Genomic DNA, 21,363 nt, shown 5'->3' on the forward strand with positions numbered 1-21,363 from the left:
CCCGGACCGCCGAACAGGTGTTCCCGGCTCGTCCACGGCCGCTGACGGACCAGGACCACCTGTTCGGCACGGTCCCTGTACGTCGGGAACGGCGAATGGCCCGCCACCCTGGGGGTGGCGGGCCATTCTGCGACCTGCGACGTCTCCGCCGGAGCGGCGGAGGGCGTCAGGAGATCAGTTGCCGGTGAGCTTCTCGCGGAGCGCGGCGAGCGCCTCGTCCGACGCGAGCGTGCCCGTGGCCTCGGCGGCCGGGGCCGACGAGTAGGACGTGCTGCTCGAGGACGACGAGCTCGAGGAGCCCGAGTCGCCCGACGCGGCGTCGAAGTCGGCCTTGACGGCCTCGGCGACCTGCTTGCGGTGCGCCTCCCAGCGCTCGTGGGCCTTGGCGTACTCCGCCTCCCAGGCCTCGCGCTGCGTCTCGAAGCCCTCGAGCCACTCGTTGGTCTCCGGGTCGAAGCCCTCGGGGTACTTGTAGTTCCCCTGCTCATCGTACTCGGCCGCCATGCCGTAGAGCGCGGGGTCGAAGTCGTCCGACTCCGGGTCCACGCCCTCGTTGGCCTGCTTGAGCGAGAGCGAGATGCGACGACGCTCGAGGTCGATGTCGATGACCTTGACGAAGACCTCGTCACCGACGTTGACGACCTGCTCCGGCAGCTCGACGTGGCGCACGGCCAGCTCCGAGATGTGCACGAGGCCCTCGATGCCGTCCTCGACGCGCACGAACGCACCGAACGGGACGAGCTTGGTGACCTTGCCCGGGACGACCTGACCGATCGCGTGGGTCCGGGCGAACGTCTGCCACGGGTCCTCCTGCGTCGCCTTCAGCGACAGCGAGACGCGCTCGCGGTCGAAGTCGACGTCCAGGACCTCGACCGTGACCTCCTGGCCGACCTCGACGACCTCGGAGGGGTGGTCGATGTGCTTCCAGGACAGCTCGGAGACGTGCACGAGGCCGTCGACGCCGCCGAGGTCCACGAACGCACCGAAGTTGACGATCGAGGAGACGACACCGGGGCGCACCTGGCCCTTCTGCAGGGTCTGCAGGAAGGTGGAGCGGACCTCGGACTGCGTCTGCTCGAGCCAGGCACGGCGCGAGAGGACGACGTTGTTGCGGTTCTTGTCGAGCTCGATGATCTTCGCCTCGATCTCCTTGCCGACGTACGGCTGGAGGTCGCGGACGCGACGCATCTCCACGAGGGAGGCCGGGAGGAAGCCGCGGAGGCCGATGTCGAGGATGAGACCACCCTTGACGACCTCGATGACGGTGCCGGTGACGACGCCGTCCTCCTCCTTGATCTTCTCGATCGTGCCCCAGGCGCGCTCGTACTGGGCGCGCTTCTTGGACAGGATCAGACGGCCTTCCTTGTCCTCCTTCTGGAGGACGAGGGCCTCGACCGCGTCGCCGACGTTGACGACCTCACCGGGGTCCACGTCGTGCTTGATGGACAGCTCGCGGGAGGGGATGACGCCCTCGGTCTTGTAGCCGATGTCGAGGAGGACCTCGTCGCGGTCCACCTTGACGATCGTGCCTTCGACGATGTCGCCGTCGTTGAAGTACTTGATGGTCGCGTCAACGGCGGCGAGGAAGTCCTCCTCGGTGCCGATGTCGTTGACGGCAACCTGGGGTGCGGACTTCGCGGGGGTAGAGATGGTCATTGAGTTCGATGCTCCGATGCGGACAGGTGTAGTCGAGCGGGTAGGGTTCTCGGCGCGCCGCTGCCGCTGGTCCGTGGACCGGGTGACGCCATGGTCGGCGTCGTGGTCCGGGACGAAGGCAGGCGCAACGCACCGCCGTCCACCTTATCCGGGTGTCACCCCGGTGGTCAACGCGACGACCGAGACCCCCCCGCCGTCCGCCCGGGTCGCGTCAGGCGAGCACGCGCGCGACGCGCAGCAGCTCCTCGGGCACGCGCTTGGGCCGGCCGGCGACCTCCGCGAGCGGCACGAGCTCGACGCGCTCGCCCCGCAGCGCCGTCATCACGCCCGACGTCCCCGCGCTCACCGCGTCGACGGCCGCGACCCCGAACCGGCTCCCGAGGATCCGGTCGGTCGGCGTCGGCTCCCCGCCGCGCTGCACGTGCCCGAGGACCGTGAGCCGCGTGTCGAACCCCGTGCGCTCCGCGATCTCCGCGCTCACCCGCTCGCCGATCGACCCCGCGACGATCTCGCCGAAGCGGCCGAGCTGCTGCGTGAACTCCATCGACGACCCCTCGCGCGGGACCGCGCCCTCCGCGACGACGACGATCGAGAAGTTCGCGTGCGCCCGGTGCCGGTGCCGCAGGAACTTCACGAGCTGGTCGATGTCGAAGGGCTCCTCGGGAGCGAGGACGACCTCGGCGCCGCCCGCGATGCCCGCGTTGACCGCGATCCACCCGGCGTGGCGGCCCATGACCTCGACCACCATGACGCGGTTGTGGCTCTCCGCCGTCGTGTGCACACGGTCGAGGGCCTCGGTCGCGATGTTCACCGCGGTGTGGAACCCGATCGACAGGTCCGTCCCCTCGACGTCGTTGTCGATCGTCTTGGGGATCGCGACGATCTTGACGCCCGCCTCGGCGACGCGGCTCGCGGCGTGCAGCGTGCCGTCGCCGCCGATGCAGATGAGGGCGTCGAGGTGCTCGGCCTCGACCGTCGCGAGGACGGCGTCCATGCTGCCGTCCTCCTCGCGCGGGTGGAACCGCGCGGTGCCCAGCAGCGTCCCGCCGACCGGCAGCACGTTGCGGATGTCCTGGCGCCCGAGCGGGTGCACGTCGCCGTCGACCACGCCGCGCCACCCGTTGCGGAAGCCGATGATGGTGTGCCCGTACTCCCCCGTCCCCTGCTTGACCACGGCCCGGATCGCCGCGTTCAGGCCGGGGCAGTCGCCTCCGCCGGTGAGAAGTCCGATGCGCACCTGTTTCCTCCGTCTCGTCGTCGCGTCGCGCGTCCTCGCGCGCGTGCCCGGCGTCGACGGAGGTGCCGACCTCCGCGGCACCGCGTCGCCCTCAACCCTAGTCAACCCCGCGGCGTGGGTCACGGCCCGTCCCGGTCCTCGGGCACGCCGGCGACCAAGGTCCCGCCCGTCCGGGCCGTGCGGCGCCCCACGGTGCCCGGAAGCGGCGACGCCCGGGAGAATGGCCGGCATGAGCGCGACCCCCGCCCCCGTGCCGCCGCAGGTCCCGGTCCCGGACGTCACCCCGCCCGGCCCGACGGCCGACGCCGGCTACCGGGACGTGCCCGCCGCCGAGGGCGGCCGCGCCGGGCGCGGGTGGTGGGACGCGAACGCCGCCGAGTACCTCGACGAGCACGGCGCGTTCCTCGGCGCGGCGGACTTCTGCTGGTGCCCGGAGGGGCTGCGCGAGCGGGACGCGCACCTGCTCGGCGACGTGGCCGGTCTCCGCGTCCTCGAGGTCGGGGCGGGGGCTGCCCAGTGCTCGCGCTGGCTCGTCGCGCAGGGTGCCCGCGCGGTCGCGACGGACGTCTCGCGGGGCATGCTCGCCGCGGGGAAGGCGCTCGACCGGGCGACGGGCGTCCGGGTGCCGGCCGTCCAGGCCGACGCGCGCCGCCTGCCGTTCGCGGACGACACGTTCGACGTCGCGTTCACGTCGTTCGGCGCGATCCCGTTCGTCCCCGACGCGGAGGCCGTCCACCGCGAGGTCGCCCGGGTGCTCCGGCCGGGCGGCACGTGGACGTTCTCCGTCACGCACCCCACGCGGTGGGCCTTCCCCGACGACCCGAGCGCGCACGGGCTCACCGCGAACCGCTCCTACTTCGACCGGCGGCCGTACGTCGAGACGGACGACGCCGGCCGCGTCGTCTACGCGGAGTACCACCGCACGCTGGGCGACCACGTACGCGAGGTGGTCGCCGCAGGGCTGGAGCTGCGCGACGTCGTCGAGCCCGAGTGGCCGGCCGCCAACACCGAGGTGTGGGGCGGCTGGGGGCCAGTCCGCGGCGCCTACCTGCCCGGGACGGCGATCTTCCGCACGCGCCTCCCGGGCTGACGAGCCCGGGTCAGTGCCCCGCGTCGTGCCACGTCGCGCCCACGCCGACCGACACGTCCAGCGGCACGTCGAGGTCCGCCGCCGCGCCCATCTGCGTGCGCAGCACGTCCTCGACGGCGTCGCGCTCGCCCGGGGCGACCTCGACCACGAGCTCGTCGTGCACCTGCAGGAGCAGCCGCGAGCGCAGCCCGCGCTCGTCGATCGCCCGCTGGACGCCCAGCATCGCGACCTTGATGATGTCGGCCGCGCTGCCCTGGATGGGTGCGTTGAGGGCCATGCGCTCCGCCATCTGGCGACGCTGCCGGTTGTCGCTCGTGAGGTCGGGCAGGTACCGGCGGCGCCCGAGGATGGTCGCCGTGTATCCCGTGGCGCGCGCCTCGTCGACGACGCCCGTGAGGTAGTCGCGCACGCCGCCGAAGCGCTCGAAGTAGTCGTCCATGAGCTTCTGCGCCTCGCCCACCTCGATGGTGAGCTGCTGGGAGAGCCCGAACGCCGAGAGACCGTACGCCAGCCCGTAGGACATCGCCTTGATCTTCGCGCGCATCGCGGGCGTGACCTCGGCGGCCGGCACCTCGAACACCCGTGAGCCGACGTAGGAGTGCAGGTCCTCGCCGGACCGGAACGCCTCGATGAGCCCCTCGTCGCCCGAGAGGTGCGCCATGATGCGCATCTCGATCTGGCTGTAGTCGGCGGTCACGAGCGTCTCGTAGCCCTCGCCGACCACGAACGCGCGCCGGATGCGCCGGCCCGCCTCCGTGCGGATCGGGATGTTCTGCAGGTTCGGGTCGGTCGAGCTGAGGCGTCCCGTCGCCGCGATGGTCTGCTGGAACGTCGTGTGGATGCGCCCGTCGTCCGCGACGGACTTGAGCAGCCCCTCCACCGTCTGGCGCAAGCGCGAGGCGTCGCGGTGCGCGAGCAGGTGCTCGAGGAACGGGTGCTGCGTCTTGACGAAGAGGTCCGCGAGCGCCGACGCGTCGGTCGTGTAGCCCGTCTTGATCTTCTTCGTCTTGGGCATCCCGAGCTGGTCGAACAGCACCTCCTGGAGCTGCTTGGGCGAGCCCAGGTTCACCTCGCGCCCGATGACCGCGTACGCCTCCGAGGCGGCGGTCGCGACGAGGTCGCCGAAGTGCTGCTCGAGCTCGCGCAGGTACTCGACGTCGGCCGCGATGCCGCGCTGCTCCATGCGCGCGAGCACCTGGGAGAGCGGGAGCTCCAGGTCGGCCAGGAGCGTGGTGGCGTCGCGGTCCTCGAGCTCGCCCGCGAGGACGTCGCCGAGCTGGGCGACGGCGAGCGCGCGCACGGCGTCGCGCTCCTGCTCACCGTTCCCGTCGAGCGAGAGGTCGAGCGCGCCCTGGACGTCGTTGCCGGCCTCCGTGTCGGGGCGCAGCTCGCGGTGCAGGTGGCGCACCACGAGGTCGCCCAGGTCGTAGCCGCGCTGGTCCGGGTGGCACAGGTAGGCGGCGAGCTCGGTGTCGAACGTGACGCCCGCGAGGTCGTAGCCGCGCGCCGCGAGCTCGTGCCACGCGGACTTGGCGCCGTGCACGACCTTGGGCCGCTCCGGGTCGGCGAGCCAGGCGGCGAGCGCCTCGTCGTCGGCGCCCGCCACGTCGGCGAGCTCGAGCGCGACGGCCGCCCCGGCGTCGTCGGACACCGCGAGCGCCCAGGCGTCCCCGCCGCCGGGCACCGCCTTGCCGGCCACCTCGATCCCGAGGCGCCGGGCGCCGTGCTCGGCGAGCCACGCACCGAGCCCGCCGGGCAGCACGTCGGCGAGCTCGACGTCGAACCCGGCCTCCGTCTCGACCTCGCCCTCGGGGGCGATCGCGAAGAGCCGGTCGCGCAGGGCGCGGAACTCCAGGGCGTCGAGCACGCGGTGGGCCGCCTCGCGGTCCCACGGGCGCGTCGCGAGGTCGTCGGGGCCGACGGGCAGCTCGAGGTCGCGCAGGAGCGCGTTGAGCTGCCGGTTGAGGCGGACCTGGTCGAGGTGCGCGCGCAGGTTCTCCCCCGCCTTGCCCTTGATCTCGTCGGCGTGGTCCAGCAGGCCGTCGAGGTCGCCGTACGCGGTGATCCACTTGGCGGCCGTCTTGGGACCGACGCCCGGGATTCCCGGCAGGTTGTCCGACGTCTCCCCGACGAGGGCGGCGAGGTCCGGGTATCGCTCGGGCGGCACGCCGTACTTCTCGACGACGGCGGCGCTGTCCATGCGCGCGAGCTCCGAGACGCCCTTCTTCGGGTAGAGCACCGTGACGTCGGGGCCGACGAGCTGGAACGAGTCGCGGTCGCCCGAGCAGACGAGGACCTCCATCCCGGCGTCCGCGCCCTGGGTGGCGAGCGTCGCGAAGATGTCGTCCGCCTCGTAGCCCTCGCGCTCGAGCGTCGGGATGTGCAGCGTCTCGAGGATCTCCTTGATGAGCGGGACCTGGCCGCGGAACGGCTCGGGCGAGGACTCGCGCGTCCCCTTGTAGCTCGGGAGGATCTCGGTGCGGAACGACTGGCGCCCCGCGTCGAACGCGACCGCGACGTGCGTCGGCTCCTCGTCCCGCAGGAGGTTGATGAGCATCGACGTGAAGCCGTACACCGCGTTCGTGTGCTGCCCCGTGGTCGTCGAGAAGTTCTCCGCCGGGAGCGCGAAGAACGCCCGGTAGGCCATGGAGTGTCCGTCGATGAGCAGGAGGCGAGGTCGCGCGGAGGTCGTCACGGGTGCCAACCTACAGTCCATGACCGACACGCACGGCCCCGACCGGACCACCGACCCCACCGCGCCCGCGCCCGCCGCCACAGGCGCGCCCGAGGCCCCGCGCCACGCCTACGAGGCCATGGGCCTGCGCACCGCGGGCACGCTCATCGAGCGCATGGGCATCGAGCTGGAGGACGTGAGCGCCGACCGGGTCACCGCCCGCATGCCCGTCGCGGGCAACACCCAGCCCGCCGGTCTCCTGCACGGGGGTGCGTCGGTCGTGCTCGCCGAGACGCTCGGCTCGATCGCCGCCCAGCTCCACGGCGGACAGGGGCGTGCCGCGGTGGGGATCGAGGTCAACGCGACGCACCACCGCGGGGTGCGCGACGGCTGGGTCCACGGGGAGGCCGTCGCGGTCCACCGGGGCCGCACGACGGCGAGCTACGAGATCGTGGTGTCCGACGACGAGGGTCGTCGCGTGTGCACGGCGCGCCTCACGTGCATGATCCTCAGCCTGGACTGACCACGACGTCGCGGGCGTCCGCCCGCCGGGTGCGCCCGGCAGGCGGGCGGCCGCCGGCTCAGCCGGGCAGGGTCTCGCGGGCCTCGACCGGGGTCACGACGCCGCTGCGGCTGCGGTACTCCGCCTGGAACTCGCGCAGGTCGACCGGTCCGGACATCGTCTCGGTCCGGGCGCGACGACGGCGCGCGATGAGGTCCTCCAGGGACCGGGCGCCCCGGCGGGTGGGCGTGAGGTCGGCCGCGAGGCGGCGCTGCAGCACCGCGGTCGACACGACGCGGTGGCCCGCGACGGGGCCGAAGCCGAGGCGCGCGAGGAAGCGCTGGACGCCGCGCGAGCCGGGGATCGGGACCGAGTAGACGTGCGTCGCGCCGGCGCCGGCGGCGAGGTCGGCCGTGGCGCTGAGCAGCGCGTGACCCACGCCGCGTCGGCGGGCGTCCTCGCCGACGTAGACGGCCTCGACGTACAGGCTCGGCTCGTCGGCGAACAAGTGCGGGTCGAGCACGCGCGCCAGCACGAACCCGACGGGGCGGCCGTCGTGCAGGGCGACGAGGACGTTGCCGCCCGGCAGCGTCAGCAGCACCGACAGGTGCCGGACCAGACGGTCCTCGTCGGGCGCGCAGATCTGGGCCCCGGACGCCGACTCGCGTCGAGCCTCCGAGCACAGCACAGCGATCCCCGGCAGGTCGTCACCGACCGCGGGCCTGACCTCCACTGCTGGGCGCACCGCGCTCCTCCTCGTTCGCACCGTGGGACCGACGGCACCGAGGGACGTGGGGGGTGAGATGGTTCCACGTCGCTCGGACGGCGCCGTCGGCCGTCGACTGAGCACTACGTGGCGACCGCGTGTCCACCGCCCCGGGAACTACTGGACGCCAGTCCAAGACGATAGCCCGCCCGGGGCGCCGTGACAAAGGTCCTGCTCAGGACACCCGGCCACGGCCGATCGGTCGCCGATGCGGGCTCAGGCGCCGCCGACCTGCTCGATGACGGCGTCCGCGACCTCGCGCATGGTGAGGCGGCGGTCCATGGACGTCTTCTGGATCCAGCGGAACGACTCCGGCTCCGACAGGCCCATCTTGGTCATGAGCAGGCCCTTGGCACGGTCCACGCGCTTGCGCGTCTCGAACCGCTCCGCCAGGTCCGCGACCTCGGACTCGAGCGCCGTGATCTGCGAGTAGCGCGAGATCGCGATCTCGACCGCGGGCAGCAGGTCCGCCGGCGTGAACGGCTTGACGACGTAGGCCATGGCCCCGGCGTCGCGCGCCCGCTCGACGAGCTCCGCCTGCGAGAACGCCGTCAGCAGGACGACCGGCGCGGCGTGCGCCTTGCCGATCTGCTCCGCGGCGGAGATGCCGTCGAGCTCGGGCATCTTCACGTCCATGACGACGACGTCGGGCTTGAGCTCGAGCGCCAGCTTCACCGCCGTCGCGCCGTCACCGGCCTCGCCGACGACATCGAACCCGGCGTCGCGCAGCGTCTCGACCACGTCGAGACGGATCAGGGCCTCGTCCTCGGCGACGACCGCGCGGCGCGCGGGACGGCCCGACGGGGCGGGGGTCGCGGCGGGCTCGGGCTCGATCATCGGGGGCAGGTCGAGCGGCTGCTTGTCCTCGGGCTGCGCTGTCTGGTCACTCACGGGGTTCACTGTAGTGCGCCGTACCCCCTGCCGCCCCCGCGTTTCGCCCTCGGAGGAGTGTGATTCTCGTGAAGGCGGGCACGTGTGGTTCGATGGTGCACGCGCTGCGGACCCGGTGACCGGCCCCGCCGCGCACCGCCCCGGTAGCCCAACCGGCAGAGGCGTTCGGCTCAAACCCGATCCAGTGTGGGTTCGAATCCCACCCGGGGCACCCTCTACCTCCTGACCTCGTCCCGGCGTCGTGACGCGCAGGAAACCGCAGGAAACACTCGCGACACACCCCGCTCGTACCGTCCGGAGCAGGGCGCGTGGCCGTGCGTCCGGGTGGGAGGTGGGCGTGCTCGAGCACGTGGACCCGTTCGTGGGCACGGGTGTGACCGATCTCCCGGCGCCGACCGGCCTCGCCGCGACGTGGTGGTCCCCCAAGCCGCTCGTGGGCAACACCCACCCCGGAGCCACCCATCCGCTCGGGATGGTCTCGGCGTGCGCCTACTCGGGCGCCTACCCCACGGGGTACGGCCGGTACGACCTCGGCACCGAGGGCGTACCTCCCACGCTGTTCGACCACCCGGTCGCGTCGGGCCTCACGCACTTCCAGCAGTCCGGCACGGGCGCGATCCGCAAGTACTACAACTACGTGCGGGTGACGCCCATGCTCGAGCCGCTCGACGCGCTCGGCCGGCACTGGGACCTGCTCGACGAGGAGGCCTCCCCCGGCTACTACGCCGCCACGCTCGGCAACGGGGTCCGGTGCGAGGTCACGGTCGGCCCCAAGAGCGCGGTCCACCGCTACACCTTCCCCGCGCACCCGGACGCGCGCCTCGTCGTCGACCTCTCGCTCGGCGGCCTGGCGATCCCGTACGGCACGACCGTCCCGCTCCGCGCCCACCTCGCGACGCTGGGCCCCGGGACGGCGGCCGGGGAGATCGTCGTCGAGGGCGCGCCGCTCGCCGTCCACCTCGAGTGCGACGCGCACCCGTGGCGGCAGATGCTCTGGTACGACCGCCGCCTCATGCCGGGCAGCACCCGCCTGGACTTCGCGGACATCCGGCCGACGACGCTGCGCCCCTTCGGCCTCCTCTGGGCGGGCCCGACGACGGCCGGTCAGGTCGTCGAGGTCCGGCTCGGCTTCTCGCTGCGCGGGCCCGAGCAGGCGCACGCTAACCTCCGCGCGGACTGCGGCCCCGGCCCCGCGGCCTTCGCCGCCCGGCACGAGAGCACCACGACAACGTGGGCGCAGCACCTCGACCGGATCGAGGTCGAGTGCCCGGACCCGGCACGCCGCACGGTCTTCGCGACGGCCCTGTACCACGCGCTGCTCAAGCCCTGCCTCGCCCCGGACGAGAGCCCCTTCTGGCCCGGCGACACGCCGTTCGCCTTCGACGTGTCGACGATGTGGGACATCTACCGGACCCAGCTCCCGCTCCTCACGACCTTCTGGCCGGAGCGCGCCGTCGAGCTCGCGACCGCGCTCCTGCACGTCTGCGAGGTGGAGGGGAACTTCCCGATCGGGTACCGGATGGCGCGCGGGGCCGACCGCTTCTCGCGCCAGGCGAGCGCGCTCGCGCACACGTTCCTCGCCGACCTGTGCGCCATCGACGAGCCGGGCATCGACTGGGACTGGGCGCTCGTGCACCTGCACGCCGACCTGCGCCGGACCTACGGCGAGGACTACCTCCTGCACGGTGTCGCGCACCCGATCAGCCACACGCTCGACCTCGCGTTCGGCTACTGGTGCACCGCGCTCGTCGCGCGCCGCGTCGGCGACCACACGCTCGCCGACGAGCTCACGCGGCACGCCCGCGGGTGGGTGAACGCCTTCGATCCCGCCACCGGGCTGCTGCACGACTCGACCTTCTACGAGGGCGGCCGGTGGAACTACTCCTTCCGCCTCGTGCACGACATGGCGGCGCGGATCGCGCTCGCGGGCGGCGACGACGCGTTCGTCGCGCTCCTCGACCGGTTCTTCGGCGTCGGCGCACCGGCCGTGACGCAGCCGGGCGAGCGGCCGTCCGTGGCCGAGATGACCGCCGGGTACGCGCTGAACCGCTTCGAAGGGCTGAACAACGAGCCCGACATGGAGGCGCCGTGGGCCTACCACTACGCCGGGCGTCCCGACCGGACCGCCGAGGTCGTGCACGCGGCGGTCCACCAGCGCTTCGGCACCGGGCCGGGCGGCCTGCCCGGCAACGACGACTCGGGCGCGCTGAGCTCGTGGTACGTCTGGGCGTCGCTCGGCCTGTTCCCGGTCGCCGGGCAAGGGATCTTCCTCGTCAGCGTGCCGTCGTTCGTCGAGTCCCGCCTCCGCGTCCCCGGTGGGACGCTCACGATCGAGACCACCGGCTTCGTCGAGCCCGGCCCGCGCACGCCGCCGCAGCACGTGCGCGCCGCGTGGCTCGACGGCCGTCCGCTCGACCGGACCTGGCTCCCCGCGACGCGCGTGCGCCGCGGCGGGCGCCTCGTCCTCGAGCTCGGGAAGCACCCCACGGACTGGGGCACCGCACCCGAGCACCGGCCTCCGTCGTACCCCGACGGGAGCCCCGCACGCCACCCGACCGACCAGACCTCGGAGACGTCATGACCATCACGCCGCGCCAGACGCCCACCCGCCGCCTCGTCGTCGTCGTCCGCGCCGACCCCGTGATCTGCGGCCACTCGGGCGAGGCCCGCAACCTCGCCGAGGCCGCGCTGCACCGTGGGTTCACGGACGTGCGGATCGTGACCTGGCCGGTCGAGCGCCTCGAGGCCGCCGGGCTCCCGCTCAAGCCGCTCGACTCCGTCCTGCCCTACAGCGCGGGCATCACGGTCGAGCGGCCGGGTCCCGTCGGCGACTACAAGGTGCCCGACGGCCGATACCTCGCCGGGCTCACCGGCCGCCTCGTCGAGCTCTTCACCGACGGCGTGCCCACGGTCTGCCTCTCGTTGTACCTCAGCCCGCACACGACCGCGGTGACCGACGCCGTGCGCGTGGCACGCAGCACGGGCCTGCCCGTCGAGGTCGCCACGATCGCCGAGGCGGTCGGCTCCGACGTGACGAACGTCGTCCGCTCGTGCGTCGAGGACGGCCGCTTCGGAGCCGCCGCGCACGTCCTGTCCGGGTACCTGGCCAGCGACCTGTGCGTCACCGTCTCCCGGTACACGCGCGACCTCGTGGTGGCGTGCGCCCAGGAGATCGACGACCGGCACGGGACCTTCTTCGCGGAGCAGTGCGCCGAGCGCGTGCAGGTCTCGTACCCGGCGATCGACACCAGCGCGTACACCGGTCTCGATCCGGCGGTCACGCGCGACGTGCTCGCCGGACGCGGTCTGGACGACCGCCCGTACGTGCTCTTCCTGTCCCGTCTCGCCGCCGCGAAGGGCGTCGACGACCTGATCGACGGGTTCACGCTGTCCGCCCGCGCCGCGGGCGCCCGCCTCGTCGTCGCGGGCCGCGGTCCGGCCGAGGCCGACCTGCGTGCGCGCGCCGCCGCGAGCGGCGCGGCCGACCGGATCGTGTTCCTCGACGACGCCGACGACGCCACCAAGCCGCACCTCATGGCCGGCAGCGCCGCGTTCGTCCTCCCGAGCAAGCCACGCCCGGAGTTCGTCGAGACGTTCGGCATCGCCCTCGCCGAGGCGATGCTCTCCGGCGGGGGGCCGGTGATCACCACGGACACCGGTGGCATCGGCGAGGCCGTCGGTCCGCACGCGACGATCGTCCCGACGCACTCCCCTGCCGCCGTCGCGCACGCCCTCGACGAGGCGCTCTCCCTCGACGCCCCGGCGCGACAGGCGCGCGCCGGCGCGGCCCGGACGTACGCGTCGCAGTTCGACCGGGCCGCCGTCCTCGACGCGATGCTCGCCCGACTCGTGGCGTCGCCCACCGCGCCCCGGTGGGTCACGGACCAGCGGCCGGTGCGCGCGTGAGGTCCGGCGTCGGGCGGGACGGCGCCGGACCGTACCGCGCGACCAACGTCCGGAACGCCTCCGCGGCGACCGTGCGCGCACCGGCGCGGTCGCCGTCGTGCAGCACGGCGTCGGACGCGAGGGCCAGCTCGTCGGCCACGAGCCGAGCGAGCGGTCCCGGAACGGCGCCCGCACCCATCTCGCGCGACACGGCCTTGAGCGCGACGAGGTCCGACGCGGCACGCACCACGCTCGCCGAGGCCTCGCCCTCGGCGAGCAGGGTCGCCAGGTCCATCGGGGGGACCGCCTCGGGGCGAACCCGGAGCCAGCGCAGCGTCGCCGCCGGGCGCACGGCGTAGAACACCTCCTTGAGCGGCACCTCGGGGTCCGACCACCAGCGCTCCCGCTGCCCCCGTGCGACGTGCAGGTAGTGGCGCCGCAGCGCGGAACGGTCGACGACGTGCTCCGCGAGCGCGAGCAGCTCCGCCCGGAACGCGTCGTCGGCGCGGTACACGATCGGCGAGCGCACCCACTCCAGCAGCGTCGCGTTGCCCCGCACAAGGAGCCGCACCGCCTTGAGCAGGTCCCAGCCGTTCACGTCGAGCACGGCGTCGAGCGGCGTCTCGACGACGTCGCGCCGCGGCCACGGGTCCAGGTAGTCCGCCACCGGCCGCACGTAGACGAACCGGCAGTCGTAGTCCGAGTCCGGCGACGGGAACCCCCACGCACGGCTCCCGCTCTCCACCGCGAGCGGTATGGCGACCTGCTCGTCGCGCACGACGGCGTCCAGCCGCGCGTCGACCCGACGCACGACCGCAGGGTCCAGGGAGTCCGGCACGGCACGCATCCCGCGAGGGTAGGAGCACCGGAGCGTCCGTGTCGTGGTCTTTCCACCGACGGGTCGCTCGCGCGCGCGGTGGCCGCGGTGCTCGACGGCGAGACGCCGGACGGCGGCGCCCCTGCGAGAGGGGCGCCGCCGTCCGGCGTCGTGCGCGGTCTACGCCCTCACGGGCGCGACGGTGTCAGGCGCGCGTGTCGGAGTGGTCGCCGATCTTGTGCACGAGGATCGAGTTCGTCGTGCCCGGCTGGCCCACGGGGGCGCCGGAGACGACGACCACGAGGTCGCCGACCTCGGCGAGGCCGTTGGCCTGCAGGGTCGTGTCGACCTGGCCGACCATCGCGTCGGTGTTCTCCACCTCGGGCACCTGGTACGTCTGGGTGCCCCACGTGAGCGACAGGACGTTGCGCACGTGCTCGCGCGGCGTGAAGGCGAGCAGCGGGATCGACGAGCGCAGGCGCGACATGCGACGCGCCGAGTCGCCCGACTGGGTGAACGTCGCGAGGTACTTCGCGCCGAGGATCTCACCGATCTCGGCGGCGGCACGCGTGATGGCGCCACCGCGCGTGTGCGGGGTCGAGCCGAGCGGCGCGATGCGCTCGCGGCCGGCCTCCTCCGTCGCCTCGATGATGCGGGCCATGGTCTCGACCGTCAGGATCGGGTACTCGCCCACGCTGGTCTCGCCCGAGAGCATGACCGCGTCGGCGCCGTCGAGGACGGCGTTGGCGCAGTCGGACGCCTCGGCGCGCGTCGGGCGCGGCGAGTTCGTCATGGACTCGAGCACCTGCGTCGCGACGATGACGGGCTTCGCGTTGCGACGCGCGAGCTCGACGATGCGCTTCTGGACGAGCGGCACCTGCTCCAGCGGGAGCTCGACCGCGAGGTCGCCGCGGGCGACCATGACGCCGTCGAACGCGTCGACGATCTCGGCGAGGTTCTCCACGGCCTGCGGCTTCTCGATCTTCGCGACGACGGGGACCGTGCGGCCCTCCTCGTCCATGATCCGCTTGACGTCCTCGAAGTCCTTCGCGGACCGCACGAACGACAGCGCGATGATGTCCGCGCCGAGCTTGAGGGCCCAGCGCAGGTCGTCCTGGTCCTTCTCGGACAGCGCCGGCACGGAGACCGCGACGCCCGGGAGGTTCAGGCCCTTGTTGTTCGACACCGGGCCGGCGACCTCGACCCGCGTGACGACGCGCGGGCCCTCGACGGCAGTGACGCGGACGAGCACCTTGCCGTCGTCGATGAGGATCGGGTCGCCGACGCGCGCGTCGCCCGGCAGACCCTTGTGCGTCGTGGAGACGAGCTCCTTGGTGCCGACGACGTCCTCGGTCGTGATCGTGAAGGTGTCACCCTCCTCGAGCCAGTGCTTCTCGTCGCCGCCGAAGCGGCCCAGGCGGATCTTCGGCCCCTGGAGGTCGACGAGCACCGCGACGGAGCGGCCCGACTCGGCGGCGGCCTCGCGCACGCCGTGGTAGACGGCCGCGTGCTCCTCGGCGCTGCCGTGGCTGCGGTTGATCCGCGCCACGTCCATCCCGGCGTCGACGAGCGCGCGGAGCTGCTCCTTCGACTCGGTCGCGGGTCCGATGGTGCAGACGATCTTTGCTCTGCGCATATCTCCAGCCTCTAGTCTTCCGACCGGCCGGGAGCCGGTCGTCGCGGGGTGCCCCTCCCTAGGATGCCCCGCTCATCGTCCCGGCGCCGGACACCCGGCGCCGGGGTGCACGTCAAGCGCGCAAGGACACGGTGTTCGCGCGCACAGGCGCGGGCAGCTCGGTCCCTCCCTGAAGGTAGGCGTCGACGGACGCCGCCGCCGCCCGACCTTCGGCGATCGCCCACACGATCAGCGACTGCCCACGACCCGCGTCGCCGGCCACGAAGACCCCGGGCAGCGACGACGCGAAGTCGTCGCCGCGCGCCACGAGGCCGCGGCCCGTGAGGTCCGCGCCCGCCTGGGTCGTGATGGTCGCCGTCTCCGGCCCGGTGAAGCCCATCGCGACGAGCACGAGGTCCGCGGGGATCTCGCGCTCGGTGCCCGCCTTGGGCACGCGACGGCCGTCGGGCAGGTACTCGGTCTCCGCGACGCGCAGCGCGCGCACGGCCCCGTTCTCGTCGCCCAGGAACTCGACGGTGGACGCGAGGAACGCGCGCTCACCGCCCTCCTCGTGCGACGAGGACACCTCGAACACGATCGGGTCCGTCGGCCACGGCTGGGTCGCGGACCGCTCGAGCGGCGGCTGCTTGCCGATCGCGAGGGTCGTGACGCTCGCGGCGCCCTGGCGCAGCGAGGTGCCGAGGCAGTCCGAGCCCGTGTCGCCGCCACCGATGACGATGACGTGCTTGCCCGTGGCCGTGATCTGGTCGGGCACCTCGTGCCCCGCCACGACCGCGTTCGCCTGGTGCAGGAAGTCCATCGCGAAGTGGATGCCGCCGAGCTCGCGCCCCGGCACCGACAGGTCGCGCGGCACCGTCGCACCGGTCGCGACCACGACGGCGTCGTACCGCGCCCGCAGGTCGTCCCACGTGATGTCGACGCCGATCTCGACGCCGGGGCGGAACCGCGTGCCCTCGGCCTCCATCTGTGCGACGCGGCGGTCGATGTGGTGCTTCTCGAGCTTGAAGTCGGGGATGCCGTAGCGCAGCAGGCCCCCGACGGCGTCGTCTCGCTCGTACACCGCGACGGTGTGCCCGGCGCGCGTGAGCTGCTGCGCGGCGGCGAGCCCGGCGGGGCCGGACCCGACGACCGCGACCGTGAAGCCCGTGAGCCGCTGCGGCACCTGGGGCGTGACGTACCCGCGGTCGAACGCCTCGTCGATGATCGAGACCTCGACGTTCTTGATCGTCACGGGCGGCTGGTTGATGCCGAGCACGCAGCTCGACTCGCACGGCGCCGGGCACACGCGCCCGGTGAACTCCGGGAAGTTGTTCGTCTCGTGGAGGCGGTCGATCGCGTCGGCCCACTGCTCGCGGTAGACGAGGTCGTTCCACTCGGGGATGAGGTTCCCGAGCGGGCAGCCCTGGTGGCAGAACGGGATGCCGCAGTCCATGCAGCGGCCCGCCTGCTCCTTGAGGAACGGCTGGCCCTCCTCGAGGTGCGCGTGCACGTCCTTCCAGTCCCGCAGGCGCACGGCCACCGGGCGGTTCGGCGGGAGCTCGCGCTCCCGCACCTTCAGGAATCCGCGGGGGTCAGCCACGGGCCACCTCCAAGATCTGGTCCCACACGCCGGGCGCGGCCGGGTCGAGACCGGCCGACTCGGCCTTCTCGAGCGCCGAGCGCATGCGGGCGAAGTCGGTCGGCAGGACGCGCGTGAAGCGCTGCACCGCCGTGGCGAAGTCCTCGAGCAGCTCGGCCGCGAGCGGCGAGCCGGTCTCCTCGTGGTGACGGCGGACGAGCCGCTCGACGAGCGCGACCTCGGCGTCCTCGAGCGGGCTCAGCCCGAGCTCGCCGGTCGCGAGCGCGCTCGTGTTCACGGCGCTCTCGCGCAGGTCGAGCACGTACGCGGTGCCGCCGGACATGCCGGCACCGAAGTTGCGCCCGGTCGGGCCCAGCACGACGACCGTGCCGCCCGTCATGTACTCGCACCCGTGGTCGCCCACGCCCTCGACGACGAGCGTCGCGCCCGAGTTGCGGACGCCGAAGCGCTCCCCGACGCGACCGCGCAGGAAGATCTCGCCCGACGTCGCGCCGTAGCCGATGACGTTCCCGGCGACGACGTTGCTCGACCCGGTGAGGACCGCGTTGCGGTCGGGCCGCACGACGATCCGCCCGCCCGACAGGCCCTTGCCGACGTAGTCGTTCGCGTCCCCGAACAGGCGCAGCGTGACGCCGCGCGGGAGGAAGGCGCCGAGCGACTGGCCGGCGGACCCCGTGAGGGTCACGTCGATCGTGTCGTCGGGCAGGCCGTCGCCGCGGAACCGCTTGGTCACCTCGTGGCCGAGCATCGTGCCGACGGTGCGGTTGACGTTGCGCACCGGCAGGGAGATGCGGACCGGCTCGCGCCGCTCGAGCGCGTCCTCGGCGAGGGCGACAAGCTGGTTGTCGAGCGCCTTCTCCAGGCCGTGGTCCTGCGTCGTCGTGTTCCGCAGCGACGCGCCCTCGACGGGGACGGGCTTCTCGAGGATGGGCGCGAGGTCGAGACCCTGCGCCTTCCAGTGGTCGATCGCCTGGCGCGTGTCGAGGAGCTCGACGCGGCCGACGGCCTCCTCGATGCTCCGGAACCCGAGGCGCGCCAGGTACTCGCGCACCTCCTCCGCGATGAACTCGAAGAAGTTCACGACGAACTCCGGCTTGCCCGTGAAGCGGGCCCGCAGCTCCGGGTTCTGCGTCGCGACGCCCACCGGGCACGTGTCCAGGTGGCACACGCGCATCATGACGCAGCCCGAGACCACCATCGGCGCGGTCGCGAAGCCGAACTCCTCGGCGCCGAGCAGCGCGGCCACGACGACGTCGCGCCCGGTCTTCATCTGCCCGTCGACCTGCACGACGATGCGGTCGCGCAGGTTGTTGAGCACGAGGGTCTGCTGCGTCTCGGCGAGGCCGATCTCCCACGGCGTGCCCGCGTGCTTGAGCGACGTGAGCGGGCTCGCGCCCGTGCCGCCGTCGTGGCCCGAGATGAGGACGACGTCCGCGTGCGCCTTGGACACGCCCGTCGCGACCGTCCCGACGCCGAACTCGGACACGAGCTTGACGTGGATGCGCGCCGCCGGGTTCGCGTTCTTGGCGTCGTGGATGAGCTGCGCGAGGTCCTCGATCGAGTAGATGTCGTGGTGCGGCGGCGGCGAGATGAGCCCGACGCCCGGCGTCGAGTGCCGGGTCTTCGCGACCCACGGGTACACCTTGTGCCCCGGGAGCTGACCGCCCTCGCCGGGCTTGGCGCCCTGGGCGAGCTTGATCTGGATGTCGTCCGCGTTCGTCAGGTACTCGCTCGTGACGCCGAAGCGCCCCGACGCGATCTGCTTGACCTTGGAGCGGCGCTCCGGGTCGTACAGGCGCTCCGGGTCCTCGCCGCCCTCGCCGGTGTTCGACCGGCCGCCCAGGCGGTTCATCGCGATCGCGAGGGTCTCGTGCGCCTCCGCGGAGATCGACCCGTAGGACATGGCGCCCGTGTTGAAGCGCTTGACGATCTCGCTCACGGGCTCGACCTCGTCGAGCGGGACCGCGGGGCGCTCGCCCTCGCGCAGCGCGAGGAGACCGCGCAGCGTCATGAGGCGCGAGGACTGCTCGTCCACGCGGTGCGTGTACTGGCGGAAGATGTCGAACCGTCGCTCGCGCGTGGCGTGCTGGAGGCGGAAGACCGTCTCCGGGTCGAACAGGTGCTCCTCGCTGTCGCGGCGCCACTGGTACTCGCCGCCCGTCGTGAGACGGACGTGCGGGCGGTGGTTGCCGGACTTGGGGTACGCGTCGACGTGCCGCGCCGCGACCTCGGCCGCGACGACGTCGAGCCCGATGCCGCTGAGGCGCGACGTCGTGCCCGTGAAGAACGCCTGCACGAGGTCGTGGGACAGGCCCACCGCCTCGAAGACCTGGGCGCCGCGGTAGGAGGAGATGGTCGAGATGCCCATCTTGCTCATGACCTTGAGGACGCCCTTGCCGAGCCCCTTGATGAGGTTCGCGACGGCCTTCGCCGGGTCGACCGTGAGGTAGCCGCGGCGCGCGAGGTCCTCGACCGTCTCCATGGCGAGGTACGGGTTGACCGCGGCGGCGCCGTAGCCGATGAGCAGCGCGACGTGGTGCACCTCGCGCACGTCGCCGGCCTCGACGACGAGCGACACCTGGGTGCGCGTGTGCCGGCGCAGCAGGTGGTGGTGCACCGCGCTCGACAGGAGCAGCGAGGGGATCGGGGCGTGCTCGGCGTCCGAGTCGCGGTCCGACAGCACGATGAAGCTCGCGCCCGCGGCGACGTGCTCGTCGACCTCGGCGAAGATCTCCTCGAGGCGGGCGAGCAGGGACTCGCCACCGCCCGCGACGCGGTACAGGCCCTTGATCGTCACCGCGCGGAAGATGCCGGCGAGCTTCGGGTCCTTGTCGACGCGGATGATCTTGGCGAGCTGGTCGTTGTCGAGCACGGGGAACGGCAGCATGAGCTTGCGCGCGTGCTCGGGCGTGTCGACGAGGAGGTTCGGCTCCGGGCCGATCGCGCCGCCGATGGACGTGACGAGCTCCTCGCGGATCGCGTCGAGCGGCGGGTTCGTCACCTGCGCGAACATCTGCGTGAAGTAGTCGAAGAGCAGGCGCGGTCGCTTCGCGAGGACGGCGATGGGCGTGTCCGTGCCCATGGCGCCCAGCGGCTCCGCCCCCGTGTTGGCCATCGGGGTGAGGATGACCTTGAGCTCCTCCTGCGTGTACCCGAAGGCGCGCTGGCGGCGCTCGACCGACGCCGGGCTGTGCGCGACGTGCTCGCGCTCGGGGAGCTGGTCGAGGTAGACCGCGTTCTCCGCGACCCACTGCGCGTACGGGCGCTGCGCGGCGAGCTGGGACTTGATCTCCTCGTCCTCGATGATCCGGCCCTGGCCGGTGTCGACGAGGAACATGCGCCCCGGCTCGAGGCGGCCCTTGCGGACGATCGTCGCGGGGTCGAGGTCGAGCACGCCCGCCTCGCTCGCGAGCACCACGAGGCCGTCCTCGGTCACCCAGTAGCGTCCCGGGCGCAGGCCGTTGCGGTCCAGGACCGCGCCGATCAGCGTCCCGTCGGTGAAGTTCAGGCACGCCGGCCCGTCCCACGGCTCCATGAGCGTCGAGTGGTACTCGTAGAACGCGCGCAGGTCCGGGTCCATGTCGGCGTGGTTCTCCCACGCCTCCGGGATCATCATGAGCACGGCGTGCGGCAGCGAGCGGCCCGACAGGTGCAGGAGCTCGAGCACCTCGTCGAAGCTCGCCGAGTCGCTCGACCCCTCCGAGCACACCGGCAGGAGCGGCGCGAGGTCGCCGACGGCGTCGCTCGCGAGGGTGCCCTCGCGCGCCGCCATCCAGTTGCGGTTGCCGCGCACCGTGTTGATCTCGCCGTTGTGCGCGATCATCCGGAACGGCTGCGCGAGCGGCCACGACGGGAACGTGTTCGTCGAGAACCGCGAGTGCACGAGCGCGATCTCGCTCGCGTACCGCGGGTCGGACAGGTCCGGGAAGAACGGCTCGAGCTGCGCCGTCGTGAGCATGCCCTTGTACGTGAGGGTGCGCGCCGAGAGCGAGGCGAAGAACAGGCCGAGCTCGTTCTCCGCGCGCTTGCGCAGGCGGTAGGTGCGGCGGTCGAGCTCGACGCCGGACAGCTCGCGCGCGGGGTCCGCGACGACGACCTGGCGGAACAGCGGCATGGACGCGCGGGCGCTCGGTCCGACGAGGTCGGCGGTCACGGGCACGTCGCGCCACGCGAGGACCTCGAGCTTCTCCTCGGCCGCGATCGCCTCGACACCGCGGGCCGCCTCCGCGGCCGCGCCGGCGTCCTGCGGGAGGAAGGCCATGCCGATGGCGTAGTGCCCGGCGGGCGGGAGCTCCGCGTCGACCACGTCGCGCACGAACGCGTCGGGGATCTGCGTGAGGATCCCGGCGCCGTCGCCGCTGTTCTCCTCGGCGCCGACGGCGCCGCGGTGGTCGAGGTTGAGCAGGGCCGTCAGGCCCGCGTCAACGATGTCGCGTCCGGGCGTGCCGCGGAGCGTCGCCACGAAGGCGACGCCGCACGCGTCGTGCTCGGCGGCGGGGTCGTACAGACCGGATGCCGTGGGAGGGGCGGACAGGGCAGGTGCCCGGTGCGCGTCCCGATACTGCGGCGTGGTCATCAACACCGTCCTCACAGGCGCCCGACCGAGACGGCCGGGCTGGTTCCAGCTGGG

The 21,363-nt window shown here is 72.9% G+C and carries 13 protein-coding genes and 1 tRNA gene; 5 read left to right on the plus strand and 9 right to left on the minus strand.

The window, feature by feature from the left end; all coding sequences use genetic code 11:
• Window positions 1-174: 174 nt before the first annotated feature.
• The gene (gene rpsA / locus ACFC2L_RS08185) at window positions 175-1,656 is read right to left on the minus strand and encodes a 30S ribosomal protein S1 (RefSeq protein WP_375823766.1); all 1,482 of its coding nucleotides are present in this window, start codon (window positions 1,654-1,656) and stop codon (window positions 175-177) included.
• A gap of 211 nt (window positions 1,657-1,867) precedes the next feature.
• Window positions 1,868-2,893: a 6-phosphofructokinase gene (locus ACFC2L_RS08190; RefSeq protein WP_204541848.1), complete on the minus strand. Its 1,026-nt coding sequence runs from the start codon at window positions 2,891-2,893 to the stop codon at window positions 1,868-1,870.
• Between the two features lie 229 nt (window positions 2,894-3,122).
• Here ACFC2L_RS08190 and ACFC2L_RS08195 point away from each other — a divergent pair, with 229 nt between their 5' ends.
• Window positions 3,123-3,983 carry a class I SAM-dependent methyltransferase gene (locus ACFC2L_RS08195; protein WP_375823767.1) on the plus strand — a complete coding sequence of 287 codons (861 nt, stop codon included), beginning with the start codon at window positions 3,123-3,125 and terminating at the stop codon, window positions 3,981-3,983.
• A gap of 10 nt (window positions 3,984-3,993) precedes the next feature.
• Here ACFC2L_RS08195 and polA read toward each other — a convergent pair whose 3' ends face one another.
• A complete protein-coding gene (gene polA / locus ACFC2L_RS08200) occupies window positions 3,994-6,699 on the minus strand; it encodes a DNA polymerase I (RefSeq protein ID WP_375823769.1) in 2,706 nt (901 codons plus the stop codon).
• A gap of 97 nt (window positions 6,700-6,796) precedes the next feature.
• Here polA and ACFC2L_RS08205 point away from each other — a divergent pair, with 97 nt between their 5' ends.
• Complete coding sequence (locus ACFC2L_RS08205) at window positions 6,797-7,180, plus strand: hotdog fold thioesterase (protein ID WP_375823817.1); 384 nt, start codon at window positions 6,797-6,799, stop codon at window positions 7,178-7,180.
• A 58-nt stretch (window positions 7,181-7,238) separates the two neighbouring features.
• Here the strand turns inward: ACFC2L_RS08205 and ACFC2L_RS08210 are convergent, their stop codons facing one another.
• Together ACFC2L_RS08210 and ACFC2L_RS08215 are read right to left on the minus strand one after the other, a co-directional pair.
• Window positions 7,239-7,904 carry a GNAT family N-acetyltransferase gene (locus ACFC2L_RS08210; protein ID WP_375823770.1) on the minus strand — a complete coding sequence of 222 codons (666 nt, stop codon included), beginning with the start codon at window positions 7,902-7,904 and terminating at the stop codon, window positions 7,239-7,241.
• A 237-nt stretch (window positions 7,905-8,141) separates the two neighbouring features.
• A complete protein-coding gene (locus ACFC2L_RS08215; protein ID WP_053370758.1) occupies window positions 8,142-8,762 on the minus strand; it encodes an ANTAR domain-containing response regulator in 621 nt (206 codons plus the stop codon).
• Between the two features lie 191 nt (window positions 8,763-8,953).
• On the opposite strand from ACFC2L_RS08215, the gene ACFC2L_RS08220 reads away from it, so the two are divergent.
• The 3 genes from ACFC2L_RS08220 (at window position 8,954) to ACFC2L_RS08230 (ending at window position 12,722) form a co-directional block, all read left to right on the plus strand.
• Window positions 8,954-9,027 (plus strand) — tRNA-Leu (locus ACFC2L_RS08220).
• 126 nt (window positions 9,028-9,153) lie between these two features.
• Entirely contained in the window at window positions 9,154-11,397 is a 2,244-nt protein-coding gene (locus ACFC2L_RS08225; protein WP_375823772.1) for a glycoside hydrolase domain-containing protein, read from the plus strand.
• Window positions 11,394-12,722: a glycosyltransferase gene (locus ACFC2L_RS08230; protein ID WP_375823773.1), complete on the plus strand. Its 1,329-nt coding sequence runs from the start codon at window positions 11,394-11,396 to the stop codon at window positions 12,720-12,722. Before ACFC2L_RS08225 ends, ACFC2L_RS08230 begins: the two co-directional genes overlap by 4 nt.
• Here ACFC2L_RS08230 and ACFC2L_RS08235 read toward each other — a convergent pair.
• From ACFC2L_RS08235 to gltB, 4 genes are all read right to left on the minus strand, one after another.
• Complete coding sequence (locus ACFC2L_RS08235; protein ID WP_375823774.1) at window positions 12,694-13,548, minus strand: DNA polymerase beta superfamily protein; 855 nt, start codon at window positions 13,546-13,548, stop codon at window positions 12,694-12,696. The genes ACFC2L_RS08230 and ACFC2L_RS08235 overlap by 29 nt on opposite strands.
• Window positions 13,549-13,723: 175 nt before the next feature.
• Window positions 13,724-15,154, minus strand: a complete 1,431-nt coding sequence (pyk, locus tag ACFC2L_RS08240; protein WP_375823775.1) for a pyruvate kinase — start codon at window positions 15,152-15,154, stop codon at window positions 13,724-13,726.
• 112 nt (window positions 15,155-15,266) lie between these two features.
• The gene (locus ACFC2L_RS08245) at window positions 15,267-16,733 is read right to left on the minus strand and encodes a glutamate synthase subunit beta (protein WP_375823776.1); all 1,467 of its coding nucleotides are present in this window, start codon (window positions 16,731-16,733) and stop codon (window positions 15,267-15,269) included.
• Window positions 16,726-21,309 carry a glutamate synthase large subunit gene (gene gltB / locus ACFC2L_RS08250; protein ID WP_375823777.1) on the minus strand — a complete coding sequence of 1,528 codons (4,584 nt, stop codon included), beginning with the start codon at window positions 21,307-21,309 and terminating at the stop codon, window positions 16,726-16,728. The genes ACFC2L_RS08245 and gltB overlap by 8 nt, the downstream gene beginning before the upstream one ends.
• Window positions 21,310-21,363 lie beyond the last annotated feature (54 nt).

Source organism: Cellulosimicrobium sp. NPDC055967 (genome assembly GCF_042269845.1).
Classification (GTDB): domain Bacteria; phylum Actinomycetota; class Actinomycetes; order Actinomycetales; family Cellulomonadaceae; genus Cellulosimicrobium.

What these genes read in the sequence shown, in the direction of transcription:
- ACFC2L_RS08195 (WP_375823767.1), top strand. Translation starts at nt 3,123, where the DNA reads ATGAGCGCGACCCCCGCCCCCGTGCCGCCGCAGGTCCCGGTCCCGGAC.
- ACFC2L_RS08215 (WP_053370758.1), bottom strand. Translation starts at nt 8,762, where the DNA reads ATGATCGAGCCCGAGCCCGCCGCGACCCCCGCCCCGTCGGGCCGTCCC.
- ACFC2L_RS08205 (WP_375823817.1), top strand. Translation starts at nt 6,797, where the DNA reads ATGGGCCTGCGCACCGCGGGCACGCTCATCGAGCGCATGGGCATCGAG.
- gltB (WP_375823777.1), bottom strand. Translation starts at nt 21,309, where the DNA reads ATGACCACGCCGCAGTATCGGGACGCGCACCGGGCACCTGCCCTGTCC.
- rpsA (WP_375823766.1), bottom strand. Translation starts at nt 1,656, where the DNA reads ATGACCATCTCTACCCCCGCGAAGTCCGCACCCCAGGTTGCCGTCAAC.
- ACFC2L_RS08230 (WP_375823773.1), top strand. Translation starts at nt 11,394, where the DNA reads ATGACCATCACGCCGCGCCAGACGCCCACCCGCCGCCTCGTCGTCGTC.
- ACFC2L_RS08235 (WP_375823774.1), bottom strand. Translation starts at nt 13,548, where the DNA reads ATGCGTGCCGTGCCGGACTCCCTGGACCCTGCGGTCGTGCGTCGGGTC.
- pyk (WP_375823775.1), bottom strand. Translation starts at nt 15,154, where the DNA reads ATGCGCAGAGCAAAGATCGTCTGCACCATCGGACCCGCGACCGAGTCG.
- polA (WP_375823769.1), bottom strand. Translation starts at nt 6,699, where the DNA reads ATGGACTGTAGGTTGGCACCCGTGACGACCTCCGCGCGACCTCGCCTC.